Source organism: Rubrivirga sp. S365 (genome assembly GCF_032248475.1).
GTDB lineage: Bacteria > Bacteroidota > Rhodothermia > Rhodothermales > Rubricoccaceae > Rubrivirga > Rubrivirga litoralis.
In genome coordinates, this window is record NZ_JAVTTN010000001.1 from 748,979 (window position 1) to 769,364 (window position 20,386).

Below are 20,386 nucleotides of genomic sequence, written 5' to 3' on the forward strand. Positions count from 1 at the left end.
GCGGCCCCGTCAGCGCCACGCGACGCGCCACACGCGCTCGCCGTCGGACCGGAGCCAGACGGCGCCCTCGGCGGACGTGAGGAGGGTCTGAGCGCCCGTCTGCCCCCACCGCGCAATCGGCTCCTCGTCCGGGAGCCCGTAGCGGTTGCGCCGCGCGACCGACACGACGGCGAACGCCGGCCGCCCCGCCGCCGCCACGAGCGCCGGCGTCGAGCTCGTCCGCGAGCCGTGGTGGCCCACCTTGACCACGTCCGAGGCCAGGAGCGGCCCGTAGCGCGCGACGACGGCGGCCTCCCCGCCCCGCTCGGCGTCGCCGGTGAGGAGCCACCGCGTCCGCCCGTACTCGACGCGCAGGACGACCGACGCCTCGTTGGCTGACGCCGGCCGTTGGCTGCCCGCGCCGCTGCCCGGGCGGGGCGGAGCGGACCGCAAGCCGGCGGGACCGAGCACGCGGAGCCGCACCGCCGGGTCGAGCGCGAGCGTGTCGCCGGCCGCCGCCACCTGCACCGGGACCCCCAGCGAGTCGGCCGTGCGCACGACCTTGGCCCACAGGTCCGTCTCGCCGCCCCGCCCGTTCACGACGAGGCGATCCACACGGACGCCCCGCATCACGGCCGCCGCTCCGCCGATGTGGTCCGCGTCGGCGTGCGTGAGCACGAGGGCGTCGACGCGGTCGATCCCGTAGCGGGCGAGGTGGGGGAGCACGGTCCGCTCGCCCTCGTCGACGTAGGGCGAGCGGAGGCCGGCGTCGACCAGCACGTGGCGGCCGTTCGGGAGCGCGAGGAGCGTCGCGTCGCCCTGCCCCACGTCGAGGAACACGGCGTCCAGGTGCGGGCGGGCCTCGGCGCTCAGCGCGTGCGCCCAGGCCGCCCCGCCCAGGCACGCGGCGGCCGTGAGCGCGAGACGCAGGCGGAGGGCGGGGCGGCGCCACACGGCCAGCGCCGCGGCGCCGAGTGCGAGCGCGGCGAGCACGAGCGGGCTCTCGACGTAGACGTCGAGCGCGGCCCAGTCCAGCCACCCCGCCCCGACGCGGCTCGTGAGCAGGAGCGCGCGGGCGCTCAGGTCGGCGAGCGCGCCGAACGCGGCGGCGGCCGGCGCGAGCCACCCCGACGTGGCGACGGCCGCGAGCCCGCTCCCCAGCGTGAGCCCGGTGAGCGGGATGGCGGGGAGGTTGAGGACGAGCGCGCCCAGCGGGAGCCGCCCAAAGTGCGCCAGGAGCACCGGCGCCGTCCCCACGGTCGCCGCCAGCGACACGGCGACGGAGCCCACGACCGCCCCGCCCACGGTCCGCTCACGGACGCGCGCCGAGACCGCCGCCGTCAGGAGCGGCGTCAGCGTGACGATCGCGGCGACGGCGGCGAACGAGAGCTGGAAGCCCACGTCGAAGAGCGCCGTCGGCCGCGAGACCAGGAGCACGAGCGCCGCCGCCCCCAGCGTGTTCAGCGTGTCCGACGGCCGCTCGAGTGCCCGCCCCGCCAGCACGAGCGCCACCATCACGAACGCACGGACGACCGACACCGACCCGCCCGTGACGAGCACGTAGACGGCCAGCACGGCGAGCGTGACGGCCGCGCGGAGCGCCTCGACTGTCCGGTGGCGCAGCCCCAGCCGCCCGAGGAGTGGCTTGAGGAGCCCGTAGAGCGCGAGCCCTACGAGCCCGACGTGGAGCCCCGAAACGGCCAGCAGGTGCATGAGCCCGGTCTGCCGGAACGCGTCGAGCGCCTCGCCGTCGACGCGGCTCCGGTCGGCCAGGAGGAGCGCGAGCAGCACGCCGCGCGCCTCGGCGCTCGGGACCGTCCGCGCCAGCGCCACGCGGACGTGCCGCTGCACGGCGACGGCGACGCGGTCGGCCCACCGCGCGCTCGGGGCGAGAAAGGCCGCGCCCGTTTCGTCGTCCACGCGGAGCGTGGCCCAGATGCCCTGGCCGCGGAGGTAGGCGCCGTAGTCCATCTGCGCCGGGTTGCGCGGGCGGGGCGGGGTGGCGAGGCGGCCCGACAGCCGCACACGGTCGCCCAGGCGGAGGGCGGGGTAGACGGGGCGCCGGTCGTCGGGCGTCAGGAGCGACACCTGGACCGGTCCCGCGACGGGCCGCGCCGCCCCGCCCCGCGCGGCCGAGTCCGGGCGGAGCCGGAACCGGACGCTCCACCCCGAGCCCGTGGGCACGCTGTCGACCGTGCCCCAGAGCGTGACGGGCGCGCGGTCGTCCCGGTCGAGGTCCGCGTAGTCCGCGGCTTGGGCGAGGTGCGCGACGTGGTCCGCCGGCAGCGCGCGCCACGCTGCGAGGCGCGCTGCGCCGACGCCGACCGCCCCGCCCGCGACGGCCAGGGCGAGCACGAGCCCGCGCAGCGTGACGAGGCGGCCCCGCGTGGCCCACGCGTAGGCGCCGGCCGCGAGCGCGAGCGCGGCCGCCCCGCCCGCCCACGCCGCCACGCCGACGGGCGGGGCGGCATGGGCGAGGGCGATCCCACACCCGAACGCGACGGCGGCGACGAGGAGAGGGCGCCCGGACGGTCGGAGCGGGGGCGGAGGCGGGGCGAGCGGCACAGGCGGTAGACCCGGACGCGCGCCCGATCCAACCCGGCCGGAGCCTTCGCCGAGGGCGGGGCGGTCTCCTGCGTGATCGGCGTTCGGACCGAGCGGGGCGGGGTGAGACGAATCCCCCTCCTGGACACCGCGCAGCATCGGCGCAGCCAGGAGGGGCTAGGACCCAAAGGGCGGGGTGGTTGTTGGGCGAGGGCCCTCACGGATCGCCGCGCACGAGACCTCTTGCCGCTGCAATGGGGCGGGGTGGGTCTTTGCGCGGCGAGTGGGGCGTGGCGGGTGCCTGTTCCTCCACCCCGCGCGGAGCGCGTATCTCTCCATCCCTCCCCCCGCTTCGCCTCCTTTTGACCGCTCCCGCCCCGCCCCGCCCGGTATCTTCGTCGGCCCGCTCTCTGACCCCGCCGTCCCGTGTCGCAGCCGCCCCGCCTCAGCAAACGCCGTCAGGTGCGCGAGCGCGTTCTGCAAGCGATCTACGCGTATGAGGCCAGCGAAGACACCGTCGAGCACGTGATCGACACGCTTATCCGGCCCACGTTCGGCGAGGAGAAGACGTACCTCCGCTTTGCCGAGCGCCTGTTCCTCAAGAGCGCCGACGCGCGCGCCGAGGCCGACGTCCTCATCGACCGGCACATCGAGAACTGGGACCTCAACCGCCTCGCGCGGACCGACCGCTACGTGCTGTGGATCGCGATCGCGGAGCTCCTCTACTTCGAGGACATCCCGCCCAAGGTGACGCTGAACGAGGCCGTCGAGGTGGCCCGCGTGTTCGGGACCGACAAGAGCCCGGCGTTCGTCAACGGCGTCCTCGACGCCGTCCTGCGCGAGCTCGAAGGGACGGACCGGATGAAGAAGACGGGCCGCGGCCTCGTCAACACGAGCACGAAGGGCTAAGTGGACCGCCTCTACGCCATCGGCGACGTCCACGGCTGCGCGCGCACGCTCGACGCCCTGCTCGCCGCCCTCGACGCCGACGCCGGCGGCGCGCTCGGACCCGGCGACACGCTCGTCTTCGTGGGCGACTACGTGGACCGCGGGCCGGACAGCCCGGGCGTCATCGACCGCCTCCTCGCGCTGGAGGCGCAGGAGGGCGGGGCGGAGTACGTGTTCCTCCGCGGCAACCACGACCAGATGATGCTCGACTACGTCGACGGCGCCGGCGACGTCGAGCTGTGGTGGGCCAACGGCGGGCGGACCACGCTCGCGGCCTACGAGCGCCGCGGCGACTTCGCCATTCCCTCCGAGCACGTTGACTTCCTGCGCCGGACCGAGTTGGCCGTCGAGCGGGGCGGGTTCGCCTTCGTCCACGCCGGGCTCGACACGCGGAAGTCGGTCGCCGAGAACCTCGCCGACCCCAACCCGGCCATCCTGCTCTGGACGCGGAAGCACCTCGACGCCAACCTCGCGGCGTGGGAGATGCCGGTCGTCTGCGGCCACACTCCCGTCACCGAGCCGCTCGACACGCCGCGGCTGATCGGGATCGACACGGGCGCCGTGTTCCCCAACCGCCCGGGCCTGGGTCGCCTTACGGGCGTCTCGCTCCCCGAGCGCCGGTTCCTGTCGGTGGAGACCGCCGAACTGGCCGTGTGAGGGCGGGGCGGTGGAGGGACCACCCCACCCCTTTCCAGGCATCCACCCGTAGGACCACCCCGCACGGCGTCCGTGTGGAGGGCGGGGTGGCCGCCCCGCTCGCGTTCAGGCACCCGTAGGGACACCATGCATGGTGTCCGCTTGGGCGACCGCCCCGCCTTGGACGACCGCCCCGCCCAGGCGCTACCGCCCCGCCCCCAGCGCCGTCGACAGCCCGACCCGGAGCGACGGGCTCTGCGCTCCCAGCTCAGCGAACACGACGCGGCCCGACGGCAGGCGCAGTGTGCCCCGCGCGAACGGGTCGAGCATGACGCTAAAGGCGCGCGACCGGCTCTCGGCCGACTGCTCGAAAAAGGCCGTGTAGAACGACGGCCCGATGCGGAGCCCGAGGTCGAGGTCGAGCGGCCCCGGGTCGCTGTCTCGGACGATCTCGACGATCCGCAGCGCGCGGACCGCCCCGCCCAGCCCGACGGCCGTCTCCAGCCGCCCCGCCCCGCCCGTCACGCGCGGGACGTAGTCGGCGTAGAGGACGAGCTCGCGTGTGAACACGTCGACGACCGGGGCCGTCCCGAAGGCCACGACGCCTACGCCCGGCAGCGCGCCCACGCCGACGTAGAGCCGCGGCGCGCTCCCGAGCGGGGCGGCGCCCGGCGCGGCGTCCTGCGCCGACGCCGGCAGGGCGCACCAGACGAGGGCGAGGGCGGGGAGGAGGCGGCGCATGGCGGAAGGTAGCAGGAGGGGTGGAGGAATACGGGACGGAGGGATGGGCAGAGGCGAGGGCGGGGTGGGAACCGCGGGCGGGGCGGCACGAGCAACGGGCGGGGTGGCGGAACGGGCGATCACGGGGCCACCCCGCCCCCGGTGCGCCGTTGCTCCGCATTTCGCGCTGACTCCCCCGCCCCGCCCCGCCCCGCTCGCTAGTCTCCGACCCGTCACCCGTGACCCATCACCCGTTACTCGCATGGCCCTCCGCGTCGGCATCGTCGGGCTCCCCAACGTCGGGAAGAGCACCCTGTTCAACGCGCTCTCCGAGGCGGGCGCCGAGGCGGCGAACTACCCGTTCTGCACGATCGAGCCCAACGTGGGCGTCGTGCCGGTGCCGGACACGCGGCTCGACCGGCTCGCCGAACTCGCGGGCTCGGCGCAGACGCTCCCAGCCGTCATCGAATTCGTCGACATCGCGGGTCTCGTGGCGGGCGCGTCGAAAGGGGGGGGGCTGGGCAACCAGTTTCTCGCCCACATCCGCGAGGTCGACGCCGTCGTCCACGTCGTGCGGTGCTTCGAGGACCCCAACGTGGTCCACGTCGAGGGCTCGGTCGACCCGCTCCGCGACATCGAGACGATCGAGACCGAGCTGCTCCTGAAGGACCTCGACACGGTCTCGAAGCGGCGCGAGCGCGTGGCGAAGTCGGTCAAGACCGGCGACAAGGGCGCCAAGCTGGAGGCCGACTTCCTGGAGCGCCTCGAACGCCACCTGGGCGACGGCCGCCCCGCCCGCACCGTCGAGGTGTCGGACGCCGAGGCGCCCGTCCTCCGCGAGCAGTTCCTGCTGACCGCCAAGCCCGTCCTCTACGCCGCGAACGTGGGCGAGGGCGATCTCCCCGACGGGAACGCCTACGTCGACCAGGTCCGCGAGCGGGCGGCCGAGGAGGGCGCCGGCGTCGTCGTCGTCTCGGCCGAGTTCGAGGCCCAGCTCGCCGACCTCCCCGACGAGGACCGCGCCGAGTTCCTGGAGGCCGCCGGCGTCGAGGAGTCCGGGCTCGACCGGCTCGCGCAGGCGGCGTATGAGCTGCTCGGGCTCATCACCTACTTCACGGCTGGCCCGAAGGAGTCGCGCGCGTGGCAGATCTCGCGGGGCACGAAGGCGCCCCAGGCGGCCGGCGTCATCCACACGGACTTCGAGAAGGGCTTTATCCGCGCCGAGACCATCAAGTTCACCGACTACGACCGGCTGGGGTCGGAGGCGTCCGCCCGCGAGGCCGGCGCCATGCGGAGCGAGGGAAAAGAGTACGTGGTCGCCGACGGCGACGTGATGCTGTTCCGGTTCAACGTGTAGCGCAGAGACCGCCCCGCCTGCGAGGCACGCGAGGGCGGGGTGGGGAGAGCAGGAGCCGCCCTGCCCCGACGGACCTCTCCGGGCGGGGCGGTCGTACAACGCGCTGCCCTACACCACCCCGCCCCGCCCGTGGAAGCCCTCGACTCCCCGTCCGTCACGCAGACCGTCCTGTACCACCTCGCCCGGATCCCCGGCGCTGTCCACCGCGACACGCTCGCCGAGGCGGCCGGGACCACGCCCGATTACGCAGGGCGGATTCTGGGGCAGCTGGTAAAGCGGGGGCGCGTGGCGCGTGTCGGGCGCGGGCTCTACAAGCTGTCGGTCAACGTGCGGGACGAGGAGGCGTAAGGGCGGAGCGGCACGCGCGGAGTCCGGCAGGCACGGCCCGCTCCGATATGTGCCGTTTTAGAGGTCTATAGTGCCGATTGGTGAGACTGGACCGGAATGAGCAGGGTGAGGACGCTCAGCCCCGCTCGTCCCGCGTCTTGCCCGTGTCTCGTCTGCCCACCTGCTCGCTTTACGGCCTCCGCGTCGGCACCGAGTTGCCGCTCGGGGGGGCGTCCTCGGCGGGCGGTGAGCCCGACGTCGTGGTCCGGTTTGGTCCCGCGCGTTCGCTCGCCACTCGGCCGCCCCGCCCGGGCTGCTTCGAGGCGTCGCCGGGCCACGTGTTTCTCGGGACGCTCGGGGGCGGGGTGGTCCTGGCTCGGCACGGGCGGGAGATCCTGGTTGACGGTGACGACCACGAGGCGTTGACCTCGCTCGTGCTCGGGCAAGGGCTCGCGACCATCCTCCACCAGCGCGATGTCCTGACGCTCCACGCGAGTGCCGTCGCCGTCGAGAGCGGAGCGGTCGCGTTCCTGGGCGATCAGGGCGCCGGCAAATCGACGACGGCGGCGGCGCTCGTCGGGCGGGGTGGACGGCTCATCACGGATGACGTGCTGCCGGTGCGCGACCTCGACGCGGCGGCTCCGAGCGTCGCGGGCGGCTACCCGTTCCTCAAGGTGACGCAAGACACGGCGCAGGCGCTGGACGACGACCTGAACGCCCTCCGTCCTGCCTATTCGGCTGTCGCCAAGTGGAGAAAGACAGTCTCAACGGTGCCCACGGCGTGCCCCCTGCGCGCGATCTACGTGCTCGAACCCGGACCGGCTCTCCGCACCGAGCGACTCTCCACTCTCGACGCGTTCCAGCAGGTCGCTCACCACGCGTTTACCGGCGCTCTTGCGCGCTCGACCGGATCGGGCGACCGCTGCCTTCGCAGCTACGCCGCGCTCGCCCGGTACGTCCCACTGTTTCGGCTGACGGTGCCCCGCTCGCTCGACGAGCTGCCCCGGCTGGCCGATTCTGTCGTCACGCACGCCCGCAGCGTGGCCACTCCCTCCAACGCGGGCTTTTCCTTTCACCACCCCGCCCTTACGGGCGCCTCGCTATGACCTCCCACACCCACTCCGAGACGACGTCCATCGTGGCACCGCGCGCGTACGAGTCCCCGGCGCTCATCGACCTCGGCCTGATCCACGACCGAACGGCGACCAAGTGCGACATCGATCCCGGTGGGCCGGGCGGGCCGGGATCAGACTCCGGCGTCGTGGCCAACCCCGACTTCGACGACCGCTTCCCCCAGAAGCCGTGCTGAGGGCGCTCGCTTCCCGTGCCCTCGACCCCATCGGCGTCCGGCTCTACCGCCGGTTCGTGTTCCGTCCCACTCGGACGCCCCAGGCGCGGCCCGAGGGCGGGGCGGCGTCGGGGGCATGGGAGTCCGTCTGGTGCTCCCGGTCCGACGGGCACGGCGTGGCCGGACTCTGGGGCCGAGCCGAGGGCGGGGCGCGCGGCGTCGTCGTCTGCGCGCACCCGTTCAAGCGGAGCGGGAAAGGGTTCTTTCTGGAGCACGGACACACTGCCATGCTCCGCCGGGCGGGGTACCACGTTCTTCTGTTCGACTTTGGCGGGTTTGGCGAGACCCCGCAGCAGAGCGTCCTCTTCCCCCGCGACGTGCTCGCGGCCGGTGAGGAGGCGGTTCGCCGAGCGCCGGGGCTGCCGGTCGGCTTTCTCGGCGTGTGCTTCGGGGCCGTCTACGGCGCCTGCGCCTTCGCGACGCCAGGCCACCCGTTCCAGGCCGCCGTCCTCGACGCGCCGTACGCGAACGAGGTCGATGCGCTCCATGCCATGTCGAACAGCGACGCGCCGTCGCGCGCGCGCCGCGTGCAGAGCGCGGTCGTGCGGTGGGGACGGCCGCTGTTCCCAACTCTCAACCCGCTCCGCCAAGCGTCTCGGGCCACCGGCCTACGCGGCGTGCTGATGATCGCGGGCGGGGCGGACGACCTCTCGCCCCCGGCCGGCGTCCGCCGCTACGTGCCGGCGTTCGCGCGGGCCGGCATCCGCTGCGAGCGGTGGACGGTCGCTGTCGCCGAGCACCTCGACGCGTTCAAGACGGCGCCGGAGGCGTACGCCGAGCGGGTCGTCTCGTTTTTCGACCGGCACCTGGCCCCGCCCGCCGAGTGCTCGGCCCCGGTACGCACTGACCGCCCCGCCCGCACGTCTCGGTCGGGGTGGACCGCCCCGCTCGTTCCTGCTAGGCGGTAAACGACCGTTTCAGTCCCCACCCCGCCCATTCAGCGCGTAGGAAGCCGAATCGTCGGGTCGTCGGGGTCCGGGCGGTAGAGCGTCGCGTTGCGGCCGACCGTCTGCACGACGGCTGCGCCGTCGATCTTCTGAGCGAGCGCCTGCGCTGTCGTGCGGGCGTCATCGGGCGCCGCCTCCAGCACGCGGACCTTGACCACCTCGTGCGTCGCGAACGTCTGGCGGAGCGCGTCGACCGCCGCCTCCGTCACGCCCTCCTTGCCGATGTGGGCGACGGGCTTGAGGCTGTGGGCGAGGCCGCGGAGGTGGGCGCGTTGCTTCGAGGTCAGGTCGGGCACGGGGCGAGTCTGGGGCGGGGTGGGGGCGGCTCGGATCAACCCGCCCCGCCCCCGGCCGTTCCGTCGGAGCGGGGTGGCCTCCGCTGAAGGCCGCCCCGCCCGCGCGTCTGGGAGCAGCATGGGGCGGGGCGGAGCATGAGCGGCGTGTGAAGGGCGTAGACTTCCGCCCGTCCACCCTGCCCCCTGCGTTCGTTCCCATGCGCCTCTTGCTCCTCAGTCTCACTGGACTCCTGCTCGGCGCGGTCGGTCCCCGTGCCCAACCCGCCCCCGTCGACTCGGCGCTGTTCTCGTCGCTCGAGTACCGGCTCGTCGGCCCGTTCCGGGGTGGGCGCGCGTCGGGCGTCGCCGGCATCGCGGGCGACCCGCTGACCTACTACCAGGCCGCGACCGGCGGCGGCGTGTGGCGGACGACCGACGCCGGCGGCACGTGGGAGAACATCTCCGACGGCTCCTTCGGCGGCTCGATCGGGAGCGTGGCCGTCGCGCCCAGTGACCCCAACGTGATCTATGTCGGGGGCGGGGAAAAGTCGCTCCGCGGCAACGTGTCGCCGGGCTGGGGGATGTGGAAAAGCGAGGACGCGGGCCGTTCGTGGCGGAGCCTCGGGTTCGAGGGCGGCCAGCACATCCCGCGCATGGTGGTCCACCCCCGGGACGAGGACGTGGTCTACGCGGCCGTCCTCGGCCACGCGTTCGGCCCGAACGCGGACCGCGGCGTCTTCCGCTCGACGGACGGCGGCGACACGTGGGAGCACGTCCTGTTCGTCAACGAGGACGCGGGCGCCTTCGAGCTCGAAATGGACCCGACCAACCCGCGCATCCTCTACGCCAGCATCTGGCGCGTCCGCCGCACGCCGTACAGCTTCTCGTCGGGCGGGGAGGGCTCGTCGATCTGGAAGTCGACCGACGGCGGCGACACGTGGACCGACATCTCGAATCGTGAGGGGCTCCCCGACGGCATCTGGGGCATCAGCGCCGTCTCGATCTCGCCGGCCGACCCCGACCGCGTCTACGCGCTCGTCGAGAACGAGGACGGCGGCCTCTTCCGGTCCGACGACGCCGGCGAGACCTGGACGCGCGTCTCGACCGACCGCAACCTGCGCCAGCGCGCCTGGTACTTCACGCGCCTCGGCGCCGACCCGCAAGACCCCGACAAGGTCTGGGTCCTCAACGTCCAGCTCTGGGTGAGCACCGACGGCGGCAAGACGTTCGAGAGCGTGGATACGCCGCACGCCGACCACCACGACATCTGGATCGCGCCCGAAGACGGCGACCGGATCGTGATCGCCGACGACGGCGGCGCCCAGGTCACGTTCGACGGCGGGCGGACGTGGAGCACCTACATGAACCAGCCGACGGCTCAGTTCTACCGCGTCACGACGGACACCCACTTCCCGTACCGCATCTACGGCGGCCAGCAGGACAACTCGACCATCCGCATCGCCCACCGGAGCGCCGGCGGCACGATCACCGAGCGCGACTGGGAGCCCTCGGCCGGCGGCGAGTCGGGCTGGCTCGCCCCGCACCCCGAGGACCCGGACATCGTATTCGGTGGCTCCTACGGCGGCTTCCTCCAGATGGTCAACCACCGGACGGGCGAGAGCCGGATCGTCAACGTGTGGCCGGAGAACCCGATCGGGGCGCCGGCGAAAGACCTGAAGATCCGGTTTCAGTGGAACTTCCCGCTCCTGTTCTCGCAGTACCGAGACGAGGCAACAGGCGATTACCCGCTCTACGCGGCTGGAAACCACCTCTACCGCTCGCTTAACCTAGGCCAATCGTGGGAGCGCATCTCACCTGACCTCACGCGCGCCGATCCTGAAACGCTGGGCTCGTCGGGCGGCCCGATCACGCAGGACAACACGAGCGTCGAGTACTACGGGACGATCTTCGCGCTCGCCGAGAGCCCGCACGAGCCCGGCGTCCTGTGGGTCGGCAGCGACGACGGCCTGCTCCACGTGACACGCGACGGGGGCGGGGCGTGGACCGACGCCACCCCGCCCGTGCGCCTTCTGCCCGAGGGCTCGATGATCAACTCGGTTGAGCCCGATCCCCGGCGCCCCGGCGGCCTCTACGTCGCCGCCACGCGCTATAAGGTCGACGACTTCCGCCCGTTCCTGCTCCACACGGACGACTACGGCCAGTCCTGGCGCCGCATCGATGAGGGCATCCCCGACGGCGCCTTTACGCGCGTGATCCGTGCGGACCCCGCCCGCCCGGGGCTCCTCTACACTGGCACAGAGCAAGGCATGTACGTCTCGTTCAGCGACGGGGCGGGGTGGCAGCCGTTCCAGCTGAACCTGCCCGTTGTCCCCATCACCGACCTTGCCGTGCGGCAGGGCGAACTCGTCGTCGCCACGCAGGGGCGGAGCTTTTGGGTGCTCGACGACCTGACGCCGCTCTACCAGATCAACTCGGCCGTCGCTGAGGCCGACGTGTGGCTGTTCCAGCCCAAGTCGACCTACCGCGTCGACGGCTACCGCTCGACGGACACGCGCGCGGCGGGGACGAACCCGGAGCCCGGCGTGACGATCCACTACCGCCTCGCCGAGGCGCCTGACAGCACGGAAACGGTGGCTCTCCGCATCCTCGACCGCGACGGCGAGACGGTCCAGACGTTCACGTCGGATGCCGAGGACGACGGCCTCCAGATGCCCACGAAGGTTGGCATGAACCGCGTCGTCTGGGGCCGCCGCTACCCGGACGCGGCCCGGTTCGACGGCATGATCTTCTGGGGCGGCGGCCTGAGCGGGCCGGAAGCCGTGCCCGGCACCTACACCGCGCGCCTCATCGTGGGCGAGGACAGTCTGGAGCGCCCGTTCGAGATCCGCCTCGACCCCCGCTCGTCGGCCACGCCGGCGGACTTGGAGGCGCAGTTCGTGTTTCTCCGCGAGGTCCGCGACAAGGTGACCGAGGTGAATGAGTCCGTCGGCCGCGTCCGCGACCTGCGCAATCAAGTCAACGCGTACCTCGAGCGCCTCCCCGTCCAGGCAACGGGTGCCGACACGGTCCGCGCGGCGGGGGAGAGCCTGGTGGAGCGGATGACGGCCGTCGAAGAGGCGCTGTACGAGACGCGGAGCCAGAGCCGACAGGACCCGCTGAACTACGGGATCAACCTGGGCAACGAGCTCTCGGCACTGGGCGGGACCGTCGCCGCCGGCGACTTCCGGCCGACGGACCAGGCCTACGCCTACCGCGACGAGGTGATGGCAGAGATCGAGGCCGAACTCGTCACGCTCCGCCAGATCCTCGACCGCGACGTGCCCGCGTTCAACGCGCTCGTCCGCGAGCAGGCGCTGCCCGTCATCGTACCCACGGACGCCGACTGACCGCCCCGCCCGCGCGAACCGGCGGGGCGGGGCGGCGTAGGGAGCGCGTGCACCGCCCCGCCCTATGACGTTCCGCTCCCTCCTGTTCGGCACCGGCACCACGTCGCGCCTGACCGACCTCGGCCTCCTGCTGATCCGGCTCGGGTTCGGCCTCACGCTCGCGTTCGCGCACGGCCTGGGGAAGCTCCCGCCCTCCCCAGGGTTCGTAGACGGCGTCGCCGCGATCGGCTTTCCGCTCCCGACCCTGTTCGCATGGGCGGCGGGCCTGGCCGAGTTCGTCGGCGGCCTCTTGCTTGCCGTCGGCCTCCTTACGCGGCCCGCTGGGCTCTTCGTCGCCTTCACGCTCGGCGTCGCCGCGTTCGGACGGCACGCGGGGGACGCGTTCACGGACCGCGAACTCGCCCTCCTCTATCTCGTCGTCGGCCTCGCGTTCGCCGTCATGGGGGCGGGGCGGTACGCGGTCGACACGGCGATCCGCCGGCGGAACCCGAGCTACACCTACACCTGAGCTGGCTCGGGCGGGGCGGTGGCCTCGACAGCTGCGGCCAACGTCTCCAGCACCTCGCGTGCGTCGGCGAGCGTTGACACGTCCTGGACGATTGCGCGGAGCTTGCCCGAGCGGCTGTCCTTCATGGCGTAGCGCCGGCCCAGGCCGTTGAGGGCCTGGAGGAAACGGTCGAACACCTTCGTGTGGAAGTACGGGTCGTCTTTCGGCTCCGGGACCGTCAGGAACAGGCGCTCGTTTTTCCACACCACGCGCGGCAGCCGCAGCCGCATGGCGAGCGGGCGCATGGCGGCCAGCCCCAGCAGCGTGCCAACCTCGGGCGGGGCGGGGCCGAAGCGGTCTTCGAGCTCGGCCTTGAACTCAGCGACCGCTTCGTCCGTCTCGACGTCGGCGATTCGGCGGTACAGGTTGAGCCGCTCGACCGGGTTCGTGACGTAGTCTTGGGGGATGAACACGTCGTCGTCCACATCGACCGTGGGCTCGGGCGGGGGCGGGGCAGTGTCCTGATCGGCGAAGACCTCGGCGAACTCGTCGGCGCGAAGCTCCTGCACGGCCTCGTCCAGGATTTTGTGGTACGTCTCGAAGCCGACGTCCTCGATAAACCCTGACTGCTCGGCGCCGAGCATGTTGCCGGCCCCGCGGATGTCGAGGTCGCGCATGGACAGGTTGAACCCAGCGCCCAGGTCCGAAAACTCCTCGACGGCCTGGAGCCGCTGCCGCGCCTCTTTGGTCAGGCTGTGGACGCTGGGGACGAGCAGGTAGCAGAACGCCCGCTGGTCGTTGCGGCCAACCCGCCCGCGCAGCTGGTGGAGGTCGGCCAGCCCGTGGCGCTCGGCGTGGTCGATGATGATGGTGTTGGCGTTCGACACGTCGAGCCCGCTCTCGACGATGTTGGTGCAGACGAGGACGTCGTACTCGCGGTCCATGAACCCGAGCATGGCCTTTTCGAGCTCCGACGGCGACATCTGCCCGTGCGCCGTCCGAATGCGTACGTCGGGGACGAGCGAGCGGATGATGGCCGCCATCTCGTCGATCGTCTGCACGCGGTTGTGGATAAAGAACACCTGACCACCCCGCCCGACCTCGTAGAGGACGGCGTCGCGGATGAGGTCGCGGTTGAACGTGTGGATCTCAGTCGTGACCGGCTGCCGGTTCTGCGGCGGCGTCTGGATGAGCGACAGGTCGCGGGCGCCGAGCAGCGAGAACTGGAGCGTGCGCGGGATCGGCGTGGCGGTCAGCGTGAGCGTGTCGACGTTGGGGCGGAGCTTGCGGAGCTTTTCCTTGGAGCCCACGCCGAACCGCTGCTCCTCGTCCACGACGAGCAGGCCGAGGTCCTTGAACTCGATGTCTTTCGAGAGCACCCGCTGCGTACCGATCACAACGTCGACCTCGCCCGTCTTTAGCTTGGCGACCACCTCCTTCTGCTCGGCCGGCGTGACGAACCGGCTCAGTTGGGCGATGCGGATAGGGAAGCGGCCCATGCGCTTCGTGAACGTCTCGGTGTGCTGCCTCGCGAGGACCGTCGTCGGCACCACGACGGCCACCTGCTTCCCCTCCTGGACCGCCTTGAACGCGGCGCGGACGGCCACCTCGGTCTTGCCGAACCCGACGTCGCCGCAGACGAGGCGGTCCATCGGGATCGGCTGCTGCATGTCCTCCTTGATCGCGTCAATGGCCGCTGCCTGGTCGGGCGTCTCGTCGAACTCGAAGGCGGCTTCGAGCTCGCGCTGCCAGATCGTGTCGCCCTTGAAGGCGAAGCCCTGCGAGGCGCGCCGCTTCGCGTAGATCTTGATGAGGTCGCGGGCGATGTCCTTGACGCGCTTCTTGGTCCGCGCCTTGAGGCGGTCCCAGGCGCCCGTTCCCAGCTTGGTCAGCTTGGGCTGGTGGCCTTCCTTGCCGGTGTACTTGTGCAGCTTGTGGAGCGCCGCCACGTTGACGAAGAGCTCGTCGCCGCCTTTGAAGAGGAGCCGGACCGCCTCCTGCTTCTGCTCTCGCACCGTGATCGTCTGCATCCCCGCGAACTTGCCGATCCCGTAGTCCACGTGGACCACGAAGTCGCCGGGGCGGAGCGCCTTGACCTCGCGGAGCGACAGACCACCCCGCGCCTTCGCCTTTTTCCGCGACGTGGGCCGGTGGTAGCGGTTGAACAGCTGGTGGTCGGTGTAGACGGCTAGGCCGGCCGCGGGCACCTCAAACCCCTCGTGAAGCGACTCGACCAGGAGATCCGCCTTGGGCGGCTTGCCCGTTTCCAGATCGCCGCCGAGCAGCTCCCACAGCCGGTTTTTCTGTGATGCGCTGTCGCAGAGCACGACATAATCCGTTCCGCCCCGCCCGTCGATGTCGTCGCGGAGGCGGCCGAGGTCGCCGTTGTACGACGGCTGCGGCGTCGCCGCGAGCTCCAGCGTCCGGTCGCCTTCGCCCGAGAACGTGCCGAAGAGGAGGGCGGGGCGGGTTGTGATGAGCGCCGAGAGCGCCCCGCCCGCGAGATACTGCGTCTCGGGCGGGGTGGGCGGCTCCTCGTCCTCGTCGAGCGCGTCGACGCGTTCGGTGTACGCTTCGGCCGCCGCGTCGTACAGCTCCTGCGCCTTCTCGACGAGCCGCTGCGCGTCGAACAGCGCCAGCGGCGTCTGGGCGGGGAGGTAGTCGAGCGGCGTGACGTGGCCCGCTTCGGCGTACCGCTCGGCGTCCAGGTTGGGCACGAGCCGCGTCGACTCCAGCCGCGTGATCGACCGCTGCGACTGCGGGTCGAACTCGCGGATCTGGTCGACCTCGTCGCCGAAAAACTCCAGGCGCACCGGGTAGCCGCCGGCGAACGGGTACACGTCGAGGATGCCGCCGCGGAGCGCCAGCTCGCCGGGCTCGCTCACGAACTCGACGGGCTGGAAGCCCTGCCCGCTCAGGCGGTCCATGAGCTCCTCGGGCGGGGCGGTGTCGCCCACGCGGATCGTCAGCGTCTCGTCGGAGACGGTCTCGGGGAGCGGCACGAGCTCGGAGATGGCCTCGACGCTCGTGACCAGAAGGCCGTCGAAGCCGTCGCGGAGGCGGCCGAGCGCGTCGGCGCGCTGGACGAGCGGGAGCGTGTCGCTGAGCTGCTCGGGGTCGTACGGGTCCTGCCCGGTCGGCGGGAGGAACAGGACGCGCTCCACCCCGCCCAACAGCTGCTCCAGGTCGGAGCGGAGGTAGTCCGCGCTCTCGCTCTCGGCGAGCAGGGCGACGACCGGGCCGCCGGTCTCGTCCAGCAGGTCGGCCAGGACGAAGGCGGGCAGCGAGCCGACTGTCCCCTTGAGGCGGAGCGAGTCGCCCGGCGTGAGGCCGTCAACCTCGTCGCGGACGCGCTCGAAAAAGGGGAGGGCCGAGAGCCGGGCGCGGAGGTCGGTGAGCGTCGTGGGCATGCGGTCGGCCCGGCACGCGTGGCGCCCGGGCGGGGTGGAGGAGGGGAGACAACCGCCCCGCCCGCGCTCTGGTTCGTGCGCCCGGCTGAGTCTGCACGAAAAGGGGAGGGGCCGCCCCGCCCCGCCCGCCGAGCGAGGGCGGGGCGGTGGCGCGGCTCCCCCCGTCACGCGTGAGGGGGACAGCGTTCTTCCCCTGAGCGGAGCGATGGGAAGAACGCGGGGGGAGCGCCAGGCGGGGCGGTTCATGGCGCTGCCCACCCCGCCCGTCCAGCAGGGGCGGGGCGGGGTGGCCTCACGCCCCGCTCTCCGCCGCCTCGTCTGCGATGGCGTGGCGCACGAACCCGCCGCCCCGCTCGATCCGGTCGCGTGCCTCGTCCGCGTCCACGTCGGCGAGGAGCATGACGAGGGCGGTTTTCACGTGGCCGTCTGCGGCGCCGAGCGCTTCGGCCGCCTCGTCGTAGCCGACGCCGGTTGCCGCCATCACGATCTTTTTGGAGCGCTCGACGAGCTTCTGGTTGGTCATCTGGAGATCGACCATCATGTTCTCGTAGACCTTCCCCAGACGGATCATGGTAGCCGTCGAGAGCATGTTGAGGACCAGCTTCGTCGCCGTCCCGCTCTTCATGCGCGTCGAGCCCATGATGGGCTCCGGGCCGACGTCGGGGCAGATGGCGACGTCCACGTCGAGCGTGAACTGGCTGCGGGGGTTGCACGTGACGAACAGCGTCCGCGCGCCGATCTCGCGCGCCCGGGCGACGGCGCCGACCACGTAGGGCGTCCGCCGGCTCGCGGCGATGCCGCAGACCACGTCGCGGCTCGTCACGCCGGCAGCGTCTACCGCCTCGGCGCCGTTCTCTTCTTTGTCTTCGGCGCCCTCCTGCGCTTCGAACATCGCCTCGCGCCCGCCGGCGATCAGGCCCTGCACGAGCTCGGGCGGGGTCCCGAACGTGGGCGGGCACTCGGCGGCGTCGAGTACGCCGAGCCGCCCGCTCGTCCCGGCGCCGACGTAGAACAGGCGCCCGCCCGAGCGGAACGCCTCTTCGACGATCTCGACCGCCTGCGCCACGTAGGGCAGCTCGGGCGTCACGGCGTCGACGGCCCGCTGGTCCTCCTCGTGGAGCATCTGGAGCACGTCGGCGAGCGGAGCGGTGTCGATCCCGACGGTGCGCGGGTTTCGTTTCTCGGTCGTGAGGCTTTTGAGTTGGTCGAACAGCGCCTGTCCGGTGGCGGGCGGGGTGGGCATGAGCGGGGCGGGGTGGGGGAGAGGGGCGGCCTACGCCGTCGAACCGCGTTCTGATCTGTCGGTACGACGGGTGCCCCGCCCCGCCCCCGTGCACCTTACGCGCCTTCGACTCGCCGACTTCCGCGCCCACGCGCAGACCGAGCTCCACCCCGCCCCCGGCGTCAACCTGATCGTCGGGCCGAACGGGGCGGGAAAGACCAACCTGCTCGAGGCGATCAGCTACCTCTGCCTGGGGAAGAGCTTCCTCGCCGCTCGTGACGCGCACGTCGTGCGGCGGGGCGCCGCTCACTTCGACGTCGAGGCCGACATCGAGGGAGACGTCCGCTCTGGGTTCCACGCCCGGGTCGCGGTCGTCCCCGGCGAGGGCAAGCGCGCGTTCATCAACAAGGCGCCGCTCGACCGCCTCGTCGACCTCGTCGGACGGACGCCCGTCGTGATCCTGTCGCCGGCGGACCACGAGCTGACGGCGGGTGGACCGTCCGAGCGGCGCCGGTTCCTTGACGCTACGCTCAGCCAGGCGTATCCGGTCTACCTCGACGACCTCGTCCGCTACCGACGAGCGCTCCGGCAGCGGAACGCGTTGCTCCAGCAGGTCCGCCGCGGCCGCGCGCTCCCGCCGGGCACGCTCGACGCGTGGGACGAGGAGATCGCCGTGTCGGGCGGGCGGATCGTGTCGCGCCGCTCCGCCTTCGTGCAGGAGTTCGAGCGCTACCTCGCCGACGCTTACGCGCGCCTCGGGGAGCCGGGCGAGCCTCTCACCATGACGTACGTGCCGTCGGTCGCGCCGGACGAGGGCGGGGCGGAGGAATCGGGCGGGGCGGAGGACGCGTTGCGCCGGGCGCTGAACCGGACGCGGGCGCGGAGCCGCGAGACGGGCCGCACGACCGTTGGCCCACATCTTGATGAGGTCGACTTCCGCGTCGGAGGCCACGACCTCCGCGCGTTCGGATCGCACGGCCAGCACCGGACGTTCGCCCTCGCCGTCCGTGTCGGCCAGGCGTTGTACCTCCACGAGGCGTCCGACGAACGCCCGCTCCTCCTCCTTGACGACGTGTTCGGCCCGCTCGACCCCGACCGCACACGGCTCGTCCTCGACCTTCTCGCGTCGGGGGACGTGGGGCAGTCGTTCATTACAGCAGCGTCCCTCGACCCCTTCGAGTCCCTGCTCTCATTCGAAACGGACGCGCACGCGCTGTTTCACGTGGAACAGGGCTCCGTCTACTCTACCCTCGCTCCCTCGCCTTGACTCTTATGCGCCCTTCCCGACTCCGCCGGTTGCCCCGCCCCGCCCTCCTCCTTCTCGTCCTTCTCGCGGGGTGCGGGACGGCCAACACCAACTACGTGACGGGCGAGTCCCAACGGGGCGCCTACACCTGGGAGCAGGAGGTCGAGTTGGGGCGGCAGTCGGACCAGCAGATCACGGCCCAGTTCGGCCTCTACGACAACCCCGCCCTGAACGCCTACGTCGAGCGGATTGGACAGGAGGTGCTCCAGACGAGCGCGTACACGGACGCCAACACACCGGTCGAAGTCCGCAACACGCCGTTCCACTTCCGGGTGCTCGACTCGCCCGTCGTCAACGCCTTCGCGCTCCCCGGCGGGTACATCTACGTGACGCGCGGGCTCCTGTCGCACCTCGAGAACGAGGCGCAGCTGGCCGTCGTTCTCGGACACGAGATCGGTCACGTGCTGGCGCGGCACTCGTCCGAACAGGCGGCGCGGTCCCAGCTCAACCAGCTCGGACTGCTCGGCGCCGCCGTCGTGGGCGGGGTGGTCGGTGGCGGGGACATCGCCGAAGGCATCCTCAACTACGGCAGCCAGGCGACGCAGCTCCTGACGCTCAAGTACGGGCGGGGCGCTGAGCGCGAGGCGGACCGTGCGGGCGTCGCCTACGCCGAGTACGCGGGGTACGACGCGACGCAGGCGGCGGGCTTTTTCCGTGCGCTCCAGCGTCTGGGCGAGCAGTCGGGGGGCGCGCTGCCCAACTTCCTCTCTACGCACCCGAACCCGGGCGAGCGGGCGCAGACGATCCCCGAACTGGCCGCCCAGTACGACCCGCAGGGGACGACAGTCGACGCGGTGCCGTACCTCCGGGAGATCGAGGGGATCGTCGTCGGCGAAGACCCGCGGCAGGGGTTCGTCGAGGGAAACACGTTCTACCACCCGGACCTCCGGTTTCAGCTTTCATTCCCGAGCGGGTGGCAGACGCAGAACTCGCCGGCCGCCTTCCTAATTGGCGAGCCGAACGGGCAGGCGTTGATCCAGCTCTCACTCGCGCAGGAGCCGTCTGCGCGAGCGGCGGCCGAAGCGTTTGCGCGCCAGCAAGGCGTTCAGGTGTCGGGGAGCGGGCCGGTGTCCGTAGGCGCGGGACAGGCGTTCCGTGTCGAAGGGCAAGCCCAGCAGCAGCAGGGTGCCGTCGGGTTTTCAGCGACGTTCGTAGAGTTTGGTGGGAACGTGTATCAGATCCTGGGAATCACGTCGCCCGACGGGCTACGCCAGTACGCGCGGACGTTCCGGTCCGTCGCAGACAGCTTCGAGCGGCTGACCAACCAGCGGTACCTGAACCGCCAGCCCTCCCGCTTGGAGGTCACGACGGTCCAGCGCCCGACGACGCTGCGGTCGATGCTCCGGGGCCGGACGCTCCCCCCGGGGTTCACCGCGGAGGAGGTGGCCATTATGAACCAGGTGACGCTGGACGAGACGATCCCCAGCGGCCGCTCCGTCAAGCTCCCGTCCTAGTGAATGCCCCCACCCCGCCCGAGCGACAGGGGCGGGGTGGGGGCAACTCGGCCGCAGCGTGCGATCCCCGCCCCGCCCC

At 72.1% G+C, this 20,386-nt stretch carries 16 protein-coding genes; 11 read left to right on the forward strand and 5 right to left on the reverse strand.

The genetic code is table 11. The features are described 5' to 3' along the window. Positions 1-9: 9 nt before the first annotated feature. Positions 10-2,544 carry a DNA internalization-related competence protein ComEC/Rec2 gene (locus tag RQM47_RS03380; RefSeq protein ID WP_311661104.1) on the reverse strand — a complete coding sequence of 845 codons (2,535 nt, stop codon included), beginning with the start codon at positions 2,542-2,544 and terminating at the stop codon, positions 10-12. Positions 2,545-2,949: 405 nt separating this feature from the next. Between RQM47_RS03380 and nusB the strand changes: the two genes are divergently transcribed. After that, a complete protein-coding gene (gene nusB / locus RQM47_RS03385; RefSeq protein ID WP_311661106.1) occupies positions 2,950-3,432 on the forward strand; it encodes a transcription antitermination factor NusB in 483 nt (160 codons plus the stop codon). Continuing rightward, on the forward strand, positions 3,433-4,128 hold the full coding sequence (locus RQM47_RS03390; RefSeq protein WP_311661108.1) for a metallophosphoesterase family protein: 696 nt from the start codon (positions 3,433-3,435) through the stop codon (positions 4,126-4,128). It abuts the gene before it with no gap. Between the two features lie 183 nt (positions 4,129-4,311). Here the strand turns inward: RQM47_RS03390 and RQM47_RS03395 are convergent, their stop codons facing one another. Beyond that, the gene (locus RQM47_RS03395; RefSeq protein ID WP_311661110.1) at positions 4,312-4,848 is read right to left on the reverse strand and encodes a hypothetical protein; all 537 of its coding nucleotides are present in this window, start codon (positions 4,846-4,848) and stop codon (positions 4,312-4,314) included. Between the two features lie 241 nt (positions 4,849-5,089). On the opposite strand from RQM47_RS03395, the gene ychF reads away from it, so the two are divergent. From ychF to RQM47_RS03420, 5 genes are all read left to right on the forward strand, one after another. Further along, positions 5,090-6,184 carry a redox-regulated ATPase YchF gene (gene ychF, locus RQM47_RS03400; RefSeq protein WP_314007355.1) on the forward strand — a complete coding sequence of 365 codons (1,095 nt, stop codon included), beginning with the start codon at positions 5,090-5,092 and terminating at the stop codon, positions 6,182-6,184. Positions 6,185-6,313: 129 nt separating this feature from the next. Then, complete coding sequence (locus RQM47_RS03405) at positions 6,314-6,532, forward strand: hypothetical protein (protein WP_311661113.1); 219 nt, start codon at positions 6,314-6,316, stop codon at positions 6,530-6,532. 143 nt (positions 6,533-6,675) lie between these two features. Beyond that, on the forward strand, positions 6,676-7,617 hold the full coding sequence (locus RQM47_RS03410; RefSeq protein ID WP_314007358.1) for a hypothetical protein: 942 nt from the start codon (positions 6,676-6,678) through the stop codon (positions 7,615-7,617). After that, positions 7,614-7,820 (forward strand): hypothetical protein, encoded by a 207-nt coding sequence (locus RQM47_RS03415; protein ID WP_314007360.1) that lies wholly within the window; start codon positions 7,614-7,616, stop codon positions 7,818-7,820. Before RQM47_RS03410 ends, RQM47_RS03415 begins: the two co-directional genes overlap by 4 nt. Beyond that, positions 7,814-8,767 carry a hypothetical protein gene (locus tag RQM47_RS03420; protein ID WP_314007362.1) on the forward strand — a complete coding sequence of 318 codons (954 nt, stop codon included), beginning with the start codon at positions 7,814-7,816 and terminating at the stop codon, positions 8,765-8,767. The genes RQM47_RS03415 and RQM47_RS03420 overlap by 7 nt, the downstream gene beginning before the upstream one ends. Positions 8,768-8,796: 29 nt before the next feature. Here RQM47_RS03420 and RQM47_RS03425 read toward each other — a convergent pair whose 3' ends face one another. Next, a complete protein-coding gene (locus RQM47_RS03425; RefSeq protein WP_311661120.1) occupies positions 8,797-9,102 on the reverse strand; it encodes a YhbY family RNA-binding protein in 306 nt (101 codons plus the stop codon). A gap of 197 nt (positions 9,103-9,299) precedes the next feature. On the opposite strand from RQM47_RS03425, the gene RQM47_RS03430 reads away from it, so the two are divergent. Both RQM47_RS03430 and RQM47_RS03435 read left to right on the forward strand, forming a co-directional pair. Beyond that, complete coding sequence (locus tag RQM47_RS03430) at positions 9,300-12,428, forward strand: VPS10 domain-containing protein (protein WP_311661121.1); 3,129 nt, start codon at positions 9,300-9,302, stop codon at positions 12,426-12,428. A gap of 64 nt (positions 12,429-12,492) precedes the next feature. Next, positions 12,493-12,936, forward strand: a complete 444-nt coding sequence (locus RQM47_RS03435; RefSeq protein WP_311661122.1) for a DoxX family protein — start codon at positions 12,493-12,495, stop codon at positions 12,934-12,936. On the opposite strand, the gene mfd is transcribed toward RQM47_RS03435, so the two are convergent. Both mfd and murQ read right to left on the reverse strand, forming a co-directional pair. Beyond that, positions 12,927-16,325, reverse strand: coding sequence for a transcription-repair coupling factor (mfd, locus tag RQM47_RS03440; protein ID WP_311661123.1), 3,399 nt, complete (start codon positions 16,323-16,325; stop codon positions 12,927-12,929). The two genes, RQM47_RS03435 and mfd, sit on opposite strands and share 10 nt — an antisense overlap. A 292-nt stretch (positions 16,326-16,617) precedes the next feature. Beyond that, positions 16,618-17,568: an N-acetylmuramic acid 6-phosphate etherase gene (gene murQ / locus RQM47_RS03445; protein WP_314007364.1), complete on the reverse strand. Its 951-nt coding sequence runs from the start codon at positions 17,566-17,568 to the stop codon at positions 16,618-16,620. An 88-nt stretch (positions 17,569-17,656) separates the two neighbouring features. On the opposite strand from murQ, the gene recF reads away from it, so the two are divergent. Together recF and RQM47_RS03455 are read left to right on the forward strand one after the other, a co-directional pair. Continuing rightward, positions 17,657-18,814 carry a DNA replication/repair protein RecF gene (gene recF / locus RQM47_RS03450; RefSeq protein WP_311661125.1) on the forward strand — a complete coding sequence of 386 codons (1,158 nt, stop codon included), beginning with the start codon at positions 17,657-17,659 and terminating at the stop codon, positions 18,812-18,814. Between the two features lie 5 nt (positions 18,815-18,819). Then, complete coding sequence (locus RQM47_RS03455) at positions 18,820-20,307, forward strand: M48 family metalloprotease (RefSeq protein WP_311661126.1); 1,488 nt, start codon at positions 18,820-18,822, stop codon at positions 20,305-20,307. Positions 20,308-20,386 lie beyond the last annotated feature (79 nt).

Excerpts from the sequence above, each read along its gene's own strand:
- RQM47_RS03395 (WP_311661110.1), bottom strand. The coding sequence starts at position 4,848 with ATGCGCCGCCTCCTCCCCGCCCTCGCCCTCGTCTGGTGCGCCCTGCCG.
- ychF (WP_314007355.1), top strand. The coding sequence starts at position 5,090 with ATGGCCCTCCGCGTCGGCATCGTCGGGCTCCCCAACGTCGGGAAGAGC.
- RQM47_RS03415 (WP_314007360.1), top strand. The coding sequence starts at position 7,614 with ATGACCTCCCACACCCACTCCGAGACGACGTCCATCGTGGCACCGCGC.
- RQM47_RS03430 (WP_311661121.1), top strand. The coding sequence starts at position 9,300 with ATGCGCCTCTTGCTCCTCAGTCTCACTGGACTCCTGCTCGGCGCGGTC.
- RQM47_RS03435 (WP_311661122.1), top strand. The coding sequence starts at position 12,493 with ATGACGTTCCGCTCCCTCCTGTTCGGCACCGGCACCACGTCGCGCCTG.
- mfd (WP_311661123.1), bottom strand. The coding sequence starts at position 16,325 with ATGCCCACGACGCTCACCGACCTCCGCGCCCGGCTCTCGGCCCTCCCC.
- murQ (WP_314007364.1), bottom strand. The coding sequence starts at position 17,568 with ATGCCCACCCCGCCCGCCACCGGACAGGCGCTGTTCGACCAACTCAAA.
- RQM47_RS03455 (WP_311661126.1), top strand. The coding sequence starts at position 18,820 with ATGCGCCCTTCCCGACTCCGCCGGTTGCCCCGCCCCGCCCTCCTCCTT.